Annotated in this window: 14 protein-coding genes; 2 read left to right on the top strand and 12 right to left on the bottom strand. The window is 36.1% G+C overall.

The genetic code is table 11. From position 1 onward, the window contains the following. Nucleotides 1-42: 42 nt before the first annotated feature. Together JCM10512_RS22835 and JCM10512_RS17830 are read left to right on the top strand one after the other, a co-directional pair. Nucleotides 43-141, top strand: coding sequence for a smalltalk protein (locus JCM10512_RS22835; protein WP_158332237.1), 99 nt, complete (start codon nucleotides 43-45; stop codon nucleotides 139-141). 15 nt (nucleotides 142-156) lie between these two features. Continuing rightward, nucleotides 157-600 carry an N-acetylmuramoyl-L-alanine amidase gene (locus JCM10512_RS17830; protein ID WP_044165051.1) on the top strand — a complete coding sequence of 148 codons (444 nt, stop codon included), beginning with the start codon at nucleotides 157-159 and terminating at the stop codon, nucleotides 598-600. A gap of 65 nt (nucleotides 601-665) precedes the next feature. On the opposite strand, the gene JCM10512_RS17825 is transcribed toward JCM10512_RS17830, so the two are convergent. The 12 genes from JCM10512_RS17825 to JCM10512_RS17770 form a co-directional block, all read right to left on the bottom strand. Continuing rightward, the gene (locus tag JCM10512_RS17825; protein ID WP_044165050.1) at nucleotides 666-899 is read right to left on the bottom strand and encodes a DUF4248 domain-containing protein; all 234 of its coding nucleotides are present in this window, start codon (nucleotides 897-899) and stop codon (nucleotides 666-668) included. A gap of 282 nt (nucleotides 900-1181) precedes the next feature. Continuing rightward, a complete protein-coding gene (locus JCM10512_RS17820; RefSeq protein ID WP_148298463.1) occupies nucleotides 1182-1664 on the bottom strand; it encodes a hypothetical protein in 483 nt (160 codons plus the stop codon). 19 nt (nucleotides 1665-1683) lie between these two features. Continuing rightward, the gene (locus JCM10512_RS17815; protein WP_044165048.1) at nucleotides 1684-2478 is read right to left on the bottom strand and encodes a polysaccharide biosynthesis/export family protein; all 795 of its coding nucleotides are present in this window, start codon (nucleotides 2476-2478) and stop codon (nucleotides 1684-1686) included. A gap of 1308 nt (nucleotides 2479-3786) precedes the next feature. Continuing rightward, on the bottom strand, nucleotides 3787-5073 hold the full coding sequence (locus JCM10512_RS17810; RefSeq protein WP_044165046.1) for a DegT/DnrJ/EryC1/StrS family aminotransferase: 1287 nt from the start codon (nucleotides 5071-5073) through the stop codon (nucleotides 3787-3789). Between the two features lie 22 nt (nucleotides 5074-5095). Further along, a complete protein-coding gene (locus JCM10512_RS17805) occupies nucleotides 5096-5749 on the bottom strand; it encodes a sugar transferase (RefSeq protein ID WP_044165045.1) in 654 nt (217 codons plus the stop codon). A gap of 29 nt (nucleotides 5750-5778) precedes the next feature. Beyond that, nucleotides 5779-6555 (bottom strand): glycosyltransferase family 2 protein, encoded by a 777-nt coding sequence (locus tag JCM10512_RS17800; RefSeq protein WP_044165044.1) that lies wholly within the window; start codon nucleotides 6553-6555, stop codon nucleotides 5779-5781. Between the two features lie 79 nt (nucleotides 6556-6634). Further along, the gene (locus JCM10512_RS17795) at nucleotides 6635-7447 is read right to left on the bottom strand and encodes a hypothetical protein (RefSeq protein ID WP_148298462.1); all 813 of its coding nucleotides are present in this window, start codon (nucleotides 7445-7447) and stop codon (nucleotides 6635-6637) included. A gap of 11 nt (nucleotides 7448-7458) precedes the next feature. Further along, on the bottom strand, nucleotides 7459-8214 hold the full coding sequence (locus JCM10512_RS17790) for an NAD-dependent epimerase/dehydratase family protein (protein ID WP_044165058.1): 756 nt from the start codon (nucleotides 8212-8214) through the stop codon (nucleotides 7459-7461). Nucleotides 8215-8237: 23 nt separating this feature from the next. Continuing rightward, nucleotides 8238-9332 carry a polysaccharide biosynthesis protein gene (locus JCM10512_RS17785; protein ID WP_044165041.1) on the bottom strand — a complete coding sequence of 365 codons (1095 nt, stop codon included), beginning with the start codon at nucleotides 9330-9332 and terminating at the stop codon, nucleotides 8238-8240. A gap of 14 nt (nucleotides 9333-9346) precedes the next feature. Further along, nucleotides 9347-9925, bottom strand: a complete 579-nt coding sequence (locus JCM10512_RS17780; protein ID WP_044165040.1) for a CatB-related O-acetyltransferase — start codon at nucleotides 9923-9925, stop codon at nucleotides 9347-9349. Beyond that, complete coding sequence (locus JCM10512_RS17775) at nucleotides 9919-11280, bottom strand: hypothetical protein (protein WP_044165038.1); 1362 nt, start codon at nucleotides 11278-11280, stop codon at nucleotides 9919-9921. The genes JCM10512_RS17780 and JCM10512_RS17775 overlap by 7 nt, the downstream gene beginning before the upstream one ends. Nucleotides 11281-11306: 26 nt before the next feature. After that, the gene (locus tag JCM10512_RS17770; RefSeq protein ID WP_044165037.1) at nucleotides 11307-12440 is read right to left on the bottom strand and encodes an O-antigen ligase family protein; all 1134 of its coding nucleotides are present in this window, start codon (nucleotides 12438-12440) and stop codon (nucleotides 11307-11309) included. Nucleotide 12441: the final 1 nt, after the last annotated feature.

Genomic DNA, 12441 nt, shown 5'->3' with positions numbered 1-12441 from the left:
GTTTTAAAAAAGTCATTTATTCATCATTAAAAACATATCCATATGAAAAAAAGTATCTGGAAAAACGTTCTCCAATTTATCGTAACCGTGGCAACAGCCATCATTTCAGCCATAGGGACCACCTCCTGCATGGGACTGTAAAGCACGACCGGAGATATGAAGAAAACTGAAGAAGCCTACCTCCCTCGGGAGATCAAATTATTGGTAATTCATTGCAGCGCAACCCGTTGCAATGAACCCTTTACAGTAGAACAGTTACGTCGGGAGCATCTGGCACGTGGATTCCATGATATAGGATATCATTTCTACATCACCCGCGACGGTGTCCTTCATCATTGTCGCTCCGTGTCCGAAGTCGGAGCCCATGTACAGGGGTTCAATCGCCACAGCATTGGCATCTGTTATGAAGGCGGTCTTGATGCACAAGGCATCCCCACCGATACACGCACCACTGCCCAACGGTTCGCCCTACTTGACCTGTTGGCTATTCTCAGGCGACAGTATCCGGCAGCCCAGATTATAGGTCATTACCAACTCAGCGCCCATATTCACAAGGCCTGTCCTTGCTTCGATGCCCGTAACGAGTACAAAGGATTATAATGCACAAAGGACGGAAACAGTTCAAATACCGGTTTCCGTCCTTTTTACTTATAAACCCTTCCAACTCAAAAATCCCCCGGCTTACCGAGATAATAAGCGATAATCCGCACTTCTCGCACGGAGAATGCCTTTGTTTTCGGATGAAAATCAGTAGCTTGTATCTCTGCCATCAATGGTTCGCACCGATGCATCCACCGCCTGAGCCGGTTTACAGCTACACGGCCTTTCGCATGGGGAAAATACAGCTGAGCCAGTTCCCGTTTATCATAACATTTCACTATAAATACTTCTTGCTCCATCACGTTTTTCTTGTTGATTTACCTTATAAAGGTACAGAAAAAGACGAACAAAAGCAAGCGTTCACAGCATTTATTCGAGATCTAACTCTCTAATAATTTTCATTTTAATCAGTATTTCTATAATCTGATGATCCCTCATACTACGCGTATGCTCTCCATGCGCCAAATTGTACACGTGCCAAGGAGTAGTATTATATCTACGTGCAATCGCGATATACGTATTACGCTGTTTAGAAGATAGAAATTTAAATATATTCCTCATGCTTATGTCGTTTTTGGGCGTTAAACTTTAATCAAAGCAGTTGTTAAATTTCGGTTGAAATGGTCGACAGTAATCTCCCGTCCATTCACCTCCGGACATACAAATATATTCTTTTTTTCTGTATATCCGCACAACTTTTGATAATCTCTCCAATCGGCAATCAGCACCGTCCGGTTGCGAAAGTACAATCTTTCCAACCATCGGTTCCACCAAGCAGTCCGCATTCTCTCCGGACAATATGCCATCACCTTACCGCCGCACTTGTCCAGTGTCAGTCCAATCAGATAATCGCGAAATGTTATTCCCTTCTCTCGTCGGGATATCAGCAAACAGTACTCCGGTTGTTCCACCTCCGTCACCGCCACCAATCTTTTCATCAGTACACGGTAGGATACCATTTCCGAAAGATCGAAAAAGGAAACTTCGCTCCCGTCGGGCAACAGTGTATGGATGCATTTCGCCCATGCTGCCACATCATAAGAGAATGTAATCAGTTTCTTCACGAAATGCAAATATGTAGTCTTATCTCAGGATCGTCACCAACAAACTGGCAACAGATACAAGAATCGAAGTGGCCGAGAACCATAAACTCGTGCTAGTTCCCACATCTGAGTTCCGAGCTTTCGTCTTATTTGGAGTCACATAAACAATATCATTCTGCTGTAAATAATAGTAAGGCGAAAGAATCGTCTCAGCCTTATTCATATCCAGCGTGATAATTGTCTGTTTGCCATTAGCATCCTCGCGAATCAACTTCACATTGTCGCGCATTCCGTACACCGTCATATCTCCTGCCATAGCCAACGCCTCCAGCAAGTTCACCTTCTCGTTCGATATTGTAAACGTTCCCGGACGAGTCACCTCACCAATCACCGAGATCTTGTAGTTCACCATCCGAACTGTAACGATAGGTGCATCCTTCATGTACGTCTTCAGCTTACCCACAATCAGATCTTCCGCCTGCTTCTTGGTCAGTCCGCCGATATGCAACTCACCTAATACCGGAAACATAACATTCCCTTTATTGTCCACCAGGTACTGCTGAAGAACGGGCTGAACAGTCGTTGCTGTCGATACTGTCAAAGCCGCACTAGCCTGTGTGGCCACTGATAGATTGAACGGAACTGCTGCTTCGGGATTTTCGCACGACACCACAATTGTCAACAAATCCTTCGGCATAATGGTAGCATCAAAGAGCTTTCCCTGCTGTTCTGTTTGAGTTACTGCTTCCACATCTTGCAGATAAGGAACTTTCTTGTACGATTGGCAAGCTGTTAAAAATAAAGCTACCAATACAAAACATCCAAATTGTTTCATATTTTCCTTTTAAAGTGTTTTTATACGTTAGCATCCAATTTTGACGTGCTCCATAGTGAAAGACGCACTTCAATGGGTTGATTTTAATAGATATCAAAAAGGATTGTTAATTTATTTCCACATCAGTTTATTGCCGATGATATCATTGGCAATAAATTTTCATAACCAGTATGACCAAGCCTATCTGCTTGAAGAATTCAGCGATGCCTTACATCCTGCATGTCTATATTAATGTACATCAATGTGACGTATAAAACGCTCGGCGATGAAATTTTCCATTGAATACATACTCATATTTGCAGAGTATATCACGAAAATCGTACAAATAATAGAATTGGTTCAGAGCATTTATCTTCAACATAAAGCCACCAACTTCTCTACCATGCGTTTTAAAATCATCATAGGTTGCGTTGCTGAATATAGATTCCATTGATCATACGAATATCCACAAGGATACGGATTTTATCCAAAATTTGTGGAGAAGTTGAAATTTCCTTCCCTTGAACACCCGCTTTGCAACTCTCCGGAGCATCCATGTGAACGGGAACTATCTTGTGGCATGTAATCTTGTACCATTTTTCAAACAGTTATACGGTATCTTGTTACTAAAACTAAATTTCTCGCGCAGGAAATGCTTCTACTTTGCAGCGAATAAAGAATCTTTCAAAATCCGAGTTGCTGTACATAATCATAATTTTCATTGCTAGCTATTATCTGAATTCATACCAAAAGAAATAAAACGGCTGAATTACTCCAACCATTTGTAAAATGAATGTTAGCCAAATGCTCTATCCCAGTCTTTTCTGGTCTGCTATTGATATCCTCAATTAAATCTCCCGATGAAAGGAAAGGGTTTATCATTTCCGGTATATGATTTCTACTACTAACTGTAAGATAAATATTTTAAAATGAATATCTGCGTATGCTCGCTGTATTATAAACTAGCATCTTCATTATACTATCGCTAAACCCACATTAAGTCTCCATTCCTTTCCCTAAAGCTTTCTTATACTCTATTTCTATATCCAAAACTCCCCAACTATATTTGATAGATGATAATCCATATCTGTTATTAGTCATTCCAAACGAACTATTATCCCCTTTAGAAAGTGTCGCTGATGACTCTATCTTGTATCTAATAGTGTCATACTCAGTAGAATAAAATCTTAGAGAAAGAACTATACAAAGAATTATATTGAAAAATATAGTTCTTTGTTCATGATATTATTAAATGGGGATTTACATACAAGTAAGTTTTATCACCAATGAAGCCTTTATTTCTTTCGTTGCCGATAAGGATAGTCAATATTATGATACGATAGCTTCTTTGATGCAATCAACGATGTAACAAACATCGTCGTCTGTCACGTAAGGCCCTGCAGGCAGGCAGAATCCTATTTTGAAGAGGTCAGTTTCAACTTCATTAGTATAAATCGGGCAACCTCCATAAACTGGCTGTTTGTGCATCGGTTTCCATACTGGGCGGCACTCTACTTTCTTTGAAAGCATAAACACACGAAGTGCTTCTACATTGTCGTTTGGTTGGCAATCAGTTGTCGCAGAATCTACAGCGTGAATTACTCCTGCAGCACCACCAACAGCTGTTTTGATTACTTCCTCATATGCATTCTCCTGACCTACGATTTTTACATCAGAGTCAATAGTAGCAGCACAAAGCCAGAAGTTTGAATCATAGCGCGGGTCAACAGGTTGCTTATGGATATGAATTCCCTTAACATCAACAAATAATTCTTCATATAGTGATTGTACATGCTTGTGATGTGCAATGTGAGACTCTAGTACAGTCATTTGACCACGACCGATTCCTGCACATATGTTACTCATACGATAGTTGAAACCAATTGCAGTGTGCTGGTAGTAGGGGTAAGCATCGCGAGCTTGTGTTGCATACCACATCACTTCGTTAGCATCTTCTTTATTCTGACAGATAAGAGCACCACCGCCAGAGGTTGTAATCATCTTATTACCATTGAAAGATAAAACACCATATTTGCCAAATGTTCCAAGCACTTGTCCATTAAAACGTGACCCCATACCTTCAGCTGCATCTTCTACCACAGGAATGCCATATTTATCAGCAATCGCCAAAATCTCATCAATACGATAGGGCATACCATAAAGCGCCACTGGCACAATTGCCTTGGGATACTTCCCTGTCTTTTCCTTACGATCAATAATTGCCTTTTCCATAAGAGATGGATCCATATTCCATGTCTCACCTTCTGAACCAATAAACACAGGTTTTGCTCCAAGATAAGTGATTGGATGACTAGACGCACAGAAAGTGAATGACTGTACTAGAACTTCATCACCAGTGCCAACACCGCAGCCAATAAGTGCCAAATGCACTGCTGCTGTACCTGCTGAGAGACATACGACCTCTCGGTTGAGAACATCAGAATTTTCTTTTTTAGAATTAGCAAATTGTGCTAAGTCTTCTTCAAAAGCATTTACATTTGGCCCCATTGGCACAACCCAATTAGTATCAAATGCCTCCTTCACATATTTTTGTTCATAACCTTCTTCACTCATGTGAGCTAAGCAAAGATTAATTGTTTTTCTTTCTTCAGCCATAAAAATTTATATATTTCGAGCTTTATATTTCTTCTCCATTGTACGTTACTTTACGGTTTAAAACCGTAGCAAAAATCAGTTTTATGTCCTTGATAAAGGAGTAATGACGATAATAGTAACAGTTTATTCTCACCTTATCTGGATAGATTATTTTATCGTTATACTCCACAGCAATAACTTGCATGCTTCTTGAATCTCCTTCCTTTTGCCTCTTTGCCACATATTCAGATATCATCTCATCTTCTAAACGATATTTCAGTGTTGCTGGTCCTGTAATTCCTGGACGTAGTTTTAAAATATCTCTGTCGCTACCGACGAGTTTATCTGCATAGCCTGGTACATCAGGCCGTGGTCCTACAAAAGACATATTTCCTATCAAAACATCCCAAAGTCCAGGCAGTTCATCTATTTTATAATGCCGTAATTTAGCTCCAAATGGTGTAATTCGTGAATCGCCTGCAACAGAAACAGATGAATCATTATGAGCGACTGTCATAGAGCGGAACTTATGGCAATTGAATAGCTTACCATCTTTCCCTACGCGTCTTTGAACAAAGAAAACAGGGCCATCGGGCATTTTTACTAATACAAGTATAGCTGTAACTAAAATAACTGGCCATAATAAAAGCAGTCCAAAAAATGAGGCTATTATGTCAAAAAGACGTTTTATTATCATTGATAATTATTTTATAAATAAATTTATCTCTAATGCTTTTCTACATATCTAATCTTTTTATAAAATCCGCATACAAGATTAACACTAGTCCAAAAAAAACTCAACATTGGGTTAAACCCCATTGCTTCATGCCAAAGTTTATAGTGCCATCGAATCAAAGTATGGAAACCATCGGTAGAGATACTACCCGAACGCCCTCTGCGATACTTGCCCAAACATTCATCCAATAAATAGCAATCTGACTTCTGGCATAGATTTAGCCACATCGCATAGTCGTTATTTTTCTTAATATCAACAATTTGCAATAATCCATAATATTTACAATTATACATTACTGTCAAACATCCACACCAACAGAAAGCGTACATCCCGAACTTTTTCACATGTTTTGGTCCCACTACATGAACACCAGTTTCACATCCATCATTGTTAATTTCTTGATAACCTGTATACGTAAAGTTATATCCATTCTTTACCATAAACTTAAGTTGATTCTCAAGTTTCTCAGGCAACCAAAGATCATCTGAATCCAAGAATGCAATCCAATGACCTTTTGCACGCCTTAGAGCATTATTTCGAGTAACTGCTGCACCACTGTTATTCTTGTTGCGGGCGTATTTTATGCGGGAACATTCGTTAAGATATGACTTTATTATCTCTTCAGAATTATCATTTGAGCAATCATCTTGAATAAGTAATTCCCAATTCTGATACGTTTGCGCTAGAACGCTCTCTATCGTATGGCCAATAAAATTCGAACAATTCCAATTTGGCATTATTATTGAGACCAATCCGTAGTCTTCCATATTTAATTTATTATAGGAAAAAACTAATAACTAGTGAAAACTATAGTATCCAAAATCAGTTATACAAACATACCCACTATTACGTAAAAAATTTCACTCCTAAAATCCTTGTCGCAAGCCATTTTATTATCTTCTTTCCGCATTTTATATTAGCCATCTTCATTTTGAGATTAAAAAGAAAGACTTCCTTAAAGGATAAGTTGCCACGTTTAGTCAAGAATTCATACCCTTTCTTTTTAAAGAGCCTTCTTGCTGCGGGATAAATTTTGCCCTGTATAACCACTGGTTCTATACTAACATGAAAAGGCATTCTTTCATCACAAAGATTAAATCCACCTAGTCCACCGGGCGTTTGCGCTTCATTAACTCGATCAATTTCAAATTGCCATGCACTATAATCTTTATCGCCAATCTTTTGAAGCAGATAATCTTTCTCCCAAATAGCAGATTCAGTACTTATACCATATAACTTGTTGTTAGGGATAATAATAAGATGCTCTTTAAAATACGTCTTATCATTCATTCCGATAGAATTATAGAAAACATCAGAAGTGTTTAAAAATGTCACACCATTGTTATCCATAATGTTTATCAAATCAGCAATTACATCATTGTCGACTTTTTCTGTAATAAAATAATCCTCCAAATATACACCAAAATACTGAGAATCAATCGAATGTACAGCTTTTCTTAATCGACCTGCCCAATTCAATTCTTTACCGCACTTGATAACCTCGACGCAAGCACGTTTATAATCTTTAGATTCTGTGACCAAATACCATTTATAAGGACAATCTACCCAATATTTATCACGCAAATTGAAGAAATCATCCCATAGGTCGCTATAACCATCGCATGACAATACCAAAATTACAAGTTTCTGTTTATCCATAACCATACTTTTCATTTATAATCCTTATACGAAGTGAATGTTTTAAATAAATCCACTTCAACCTGCGAGTTCAATCCAACCATTTTATCTCCATCAATATTGGTTTTCTTAAAACGTTTTAATATAGAAAGGACTTCTGTTACTTTAAGCTGATAGTCTGCATTAAAAAAAACATTCAATATACACTTATTTACACACACATCTTCGAGCATAGGTATCAACTCTGAAATTAGAGAGTCTATAAATTTCAAACTAACTACATTGTCAACTAACACCTTTGGTTCTTCTCCGTGAGTCAGTCGATAACAAAATGTTGCTATAAAAGAATGTGAATTAGGGCGAGCCAGAGGACCGAAGATATTTGGAAAAATCATTCCTCCAAAACCAGTTCTATGTTCTTCTGCCCACTTCATAAGAAGAGTACGACCTTCCTGTTTACAACGTCCATATTCACTTCCATTATCTTCTTGAATGGACGATGCAAACATTATAGCAGGTGATACGTTTTCTTTATTACACGCATCAATTATTTGGTTAACCAAACGCATATTGGTCTCATATACCATACTTTCTATTGGGCTTCTCATCATTGCTGCTAGATGAACAACAACATCGCATCTCTTTACAAAATGGCGTAAATCTTCATCATCATTAAAGAAGCCGTCTTCAAATGGGATCCGATTGAATTTATCAGGGTGATTACCTAACGCAGCAAAAAGATGAGTGCCAACAAAACCCGCCTGCCCAGTTATTCCAACAGAAATCATAACATATTTTTTTAGACATTTAATTATTCGGAACGTATTTCCTTTGCTTTTGTGCGTGGTTGAAGACCAAGATCTTCACGAACAAAGGTTAGTTTGTGAAGAAGCTCCTTCATTTCTGTTACATTTAATCGACGAGTATTATGAGAGTGATACTCTTCCATTTTTGCAACATCAGGATTTCCACCTTCTACTTGGTCATAGTTTAAGTCACGACCATCACAAGGAATGCGGAAATATTCGCCGCAATCTATTGCACGAGCCATTTCTTCTCTTGTTACAAGAGTTTCATAGACTTTCTCTCCATGACGTGTACCAATAACCTTCACTTCTGTTTCTAAATATTTTGGATCAGTTTCTCCATAAGTTTCCTTTAGAGCTTCAGCAAGAACTTCAAGAGTACATGCAGGGGCTTTCTGAACAAATAAATCTCCATTATGTCCATGTTCAAATGCATATACTACGAGGTCAACAGCATCATTAAGAGTCATCATATAACGAGTCATATTAGGATCTGTTATAGTAATAGGTTTCCCTTCTGTTATCTGTTCAACCCAAAGAGGTATAACAGAACCACGGCTTGCCATAACATTGCCATAACGTGTACAACATATAGTTGTAGTCGAATTGTCTCCAAGTTGGCGACCTTTTGCCATTGCAACCTTCTCCATCATTGCCTTTGATATACCCATTGCATTGATTGGATAAGCTGCTTTGTCAGTAGATAGTACTACTATATTTTTAACTCCGTGTGCAATTGCTGATTCTAGTACATTATTTGTACCAATAACATTTGTTTCAACAGCTTGCATTGGGAAAAATTCACAAGAAGGAACTTGCTTCAATGCCGCAGCTGAAAAAATATAATCAACACCTCCACGCATGGCAATATCAATACTATTGCGATTACGAACGTCACCAATATAAAACTTTACTTTATTTGCTATCTCTGCTAAGTGCTGATCTTGCAAATGATGACGCATATCATCTTGCTTTTTCTCATCGCGTGAAAAAATACGAATTTCTTTTATATCACTCTCTAGAAAACGTTTAAGTACCATATTACCAAATGAACCAGTACCACCTGTAATTAGCAGGGTTTTATCTTTGAAAATTGACATACTGTTTACAATAATTAATTATTTATGCAGTTTTTTAATTGTTGAATAATTACTTTTGCTTTTGGAGGGTCAAATTCCCAGTAGTGAGTTTGATTAATTTTTTCTATCATTTCTTTATCAAATCTATATTTCATAATACGAGCTGGAGTTCCCGCAACAATCGCATAATCAGGAATATCTCTATTAACAAATGAATTTGATCCAATTACAACACCGTTTCCAATTCTTACGCCCTGTCTAATATAACACTGAGCACCAATCCAAACATCATAACCTATAATTGTATCAGTTTCTGAGATCCCTTGGTTAGTGAGTTTGTCTGAGGACGAAATATCCCAATAAGCATGCTCTTCACCACCTATCATTACATCGGATGCAAAAGAACAATATGCCCCAACAATTGCCCTATTAAGCACGCTATTAGGTCCTATTGTAGTATAAGCACCAATATTGCATTTTCTCAATTGAACATTTGAACTAACATAAGAACCTTTTCCAAATCTATTCTGTCGAATGGAATACAGAATTTTTGCCACAAAAAACTTGCCCATTCTTAAAATACGCAAAAATTGTTTTATGAGATTTACTAACATAATAGAAATTTATTAATTACTTTACGAACATTTTCGACAGTCCCCCTCGCAAACAAGTCACGATAGATAAAAATATTATTATTTATGACATCACATACATCTCTAAACTTTTCTGGACAATTTACAAAGTAACTACCATTCTCTTCTTTAAGAATTTCTTCATAATATTTTTTTGCTGTATTATTAATTTCTACAAATATATTAGGTTTTTCAAAGTACTGAGATTCTAAACAAGTTGTAGAGCTAACTGTACAGTGGATATCACACCATTTTATATATTGGTAGATGTTAACATTAAACTTTATTATCACATTATCACTGTTGCAATTCAAGTTACAAACTCGTCTAGGAATGTAAATGTAAAGGTTATCCGGAGTAATATGTGAAGTCTCTTCTATAAATCGTAACAAAGATTCTTCACAATCAGATTGCCCAGCTACTACTATAATATTCTTATATTTTCCTCGTAAATCCTTGAAAATATCGTCTTTAAAGTATTTATTTGACTCATCCAAAATAAATAATCCTGTTTTTATTACTTTTGGGCAATAAGGAGTATATCTATTAGTTATAAACTTATATTCTTCCTCTCCATAAACGCATAGAATGTCAGGAGATAAAATACCACCATGAAATGCTGAGTTATATGCATAGTGATTTGCATTAATTACACCATGTTGTAATTCAATAACAGGAATTGAGTGTGAATGAAAAGACCAAACATATCCCATTTGATCGTATGGACATTCCATAACAACTACTTTGGGCTTCTTTCCCAATGCTAACAAAAAATCTGTAGCTAGCTTCTGAGCATATAAAAGCCTAATTCTAAAGCAATAATCGAAGTATATGTTTAAATCGTCATTTATTTTATCTAAAATATCTACATTATCTATCTTCAACGGTTTTTTGAGTCTAAGAAAATATTCAATGCCTCTACTAAGAAATATTGACCATGAGTTACTAATAATATTTTTTTCTGGAATCTCTGATCGTCGGAAATGAGGTCTTGAGATTTCAGGATTCTCTAAGTTCAATACACTATCAGTAATATATGGCAATACACCCGAAGCATGATGGTGATAATATTCTCCTATTTTTTTTCTTGTAATGACCCCACTATATGACCATAGATCAAATTTCTTTCTAAGCATAAGAGGATTATATGTAAACAAGTTTTTTAGTATGAATGAAATATTAGATACTGATGATTTTCGGGCTTTCTGGTACCCAATTTGATCAACCAAATAAGATCGCAAATAAGGCCAAACAGAGATATTTTTATACTTAATAGACATTACATTATACTTTTGTTCTATTAAGGATAATTGTTCAATAGCTTGTAAATAGTTCATTATTTATTCTATAAAAATTACTTATATTAGGCGATTTTATATTTAGCATCATCACCCAAATAGTTGTACATTATTATTAACCAAAAAAATATATCGTGAAGACCTGGGAATGACGTCCAATCAAACATACCTCTAGTTATAATTCCCGCAGCAACAACAATTAAATATATTTTACCTTTCCCGATTTGCCTCAGAATAAATTTAAAGATATTATATACAAAGAATATCAAACCTATTATTCCAAATTTTGCATGCAACATGAAAAAAGCATTATGAGTATTTCCGTTATAGAAATGATAATGTATTATTTTAGTATCAGATGCCGGTGCTCCGAACAAAAAATATTCTATATTATTTAAACATGCATTAAAATATTCATACCATATAAGTATTCGTACTGATTCGTTACCATAGCGATCATACTTATTTAACATATTCTCAGAGTAACTACCTAAATAATTATCAGTAATGAAGAATATCAAAACACATACAAGAAGTAATGCAATAATACTTTTCCCTTTATTATAACCAGATTTATTAAATACAATATTATTCAAAAATGCCCCAAAAGCCAGAATTACAGCTGTTAACAGACCGCTTCTATTTGCTGCCCATATGGAAAAAAAAGCCAAAAGCAAAATTGGCAAATATGGCATGTTACTATTTTTGAAATTCTGATATTTTATAATATAATATAAAGATATTGCATATATAAATAGAACAGAAACTCCATTCGCACTACCTGTCGTGAAGAGTTCTGATGCTTCAACCTTATTAAAAACAGACCCTACTAAAAAAACTATAGTATAAGCAATAAGTATTAATTTTGCGATGTCTACAGATATGCTATGATTGTAGATTAATAATGCGATACCAATATAGCTCCAAACCCAAAGAATATTGACAAAATGAGCATTTGAATTCGATATTAGGGACGCAATTAATAACATCGAAAAAAATAATGCTAATTTTATAACAACAGATCTTATGTGAGAAGATGATTTATAAAGCGCATATGTTCCACATAATAAACCTGCACTTACCCGTATTAAATTAATGTAAGCATCATCAATATTAATATAATTAACCATCACTTCTGTAATAGAAAACAGAAGCAATAAATAGCCCGCAATTTTGTCTTTTTTTTTAAAGCCTAACATA

This window comes from Bacteroides reticulotermitis JCM 10512 (genome assembly GCF_000517545.1).
Lineage (GTDB): Bacteria > Bacteroidota > Bacteroidia > Bacteroidales > Bacteroidaceae > Bacteroides > Bacteroides reticulotermitis.
Note: the sequence above shows the minus strand (reverse complement) of the source record. Positions and strands in the feature narration are given on the sequence as shown.

Coding starts and splice junctions, on each gene's coding strand:
- JCM10512_RS22835 (WP_158332237.1), top strand. CDS start 43: ATGAAAAAAAGTATCTGGAAAAACGTTCTCCAATTTATCGTAACCGTG.
- JCM10512_RS17830 (WP_044165051.1), top strand. CDS start 157: ATGAAGAAAACTGAAGAAGCCTACCTCCCTCGGGAGATCAAATTATTG.
- JCM10512_RS17825 (WP_044165050.1), bottom strand. CDS start 899: ATGGAGCAAGAAGTATTTATAGTGAAATGTTATGATAAACGGGAACTG.
- JCM10512_RS17815 (WP_044165048.1), bottom strand. CDS start 2,478: ATGAAACAATTTGGATGTTTTGTATTGGTAGCTTTATTTTTAACAGCT.
- JCM10512_RS17810 (WP_044165046.1), bottom strand. CDS start 5,073: ATGGCTGAAGAAAGAAAAACAATTAATCTTTGCTTAGCTCACATGAGT.
- JCM10512_RS17805 (WP_044165045.1), bottom strand. CDS start 5,749: ATGATAATAAAACGTCTTTTTGACATAATAGCCTCATTTTTTGGACTG.
- JCM10512_RS17800 (WP_044165044.1), bottom strand. CDS start 6,555: ATGGAAGACTACGGATTGGTCTCAATAATAATGCCAAATTGGAATTGT.
- JCM10512_RS17795 (WP_148298462.1), bottom strand. CDS start 7,447: ATGGATAAACAGAAACTTGTAATTTTGGTATTGTCATGCGATGGTTAT.
- JCM10512_RS17790 (WP_044165058.1), bottom strand. CDS start 8,214: ATGATTTCTGTTGGAATAACTGGGCAGGCGGGTTTTGTTGGCACTCAT.
- JCM10512_RS17785 (WP_044165041.1), bottom strand. CDS start 9,332: ATGTCAATTTTCAAAGATAAAACCCTGCTAATTACAGGTGGTACTGGT.
- JCM10512_RS17780 (WP_044165040.1), bottom strand. CDS start 9,925: ATGTTAGTAAATCTCATAAAACAATTTTTGCGTATTTTAAGAATGGGC.
- JCM10512_RS17775 (WP_044165038.1), bottom strand. CDS start 11,280: ATGAACTATTTACAAGCTATTGAACAATTATCCTTAATAGAACAAAAG.
- JCM10512_RS17770 (WP_044165037.1), bottom strand. CDS start 12,440: ATGTTAGGCTTTAAAAAAAAAGACAAAATTGCGGGCTATTTATTGCTT.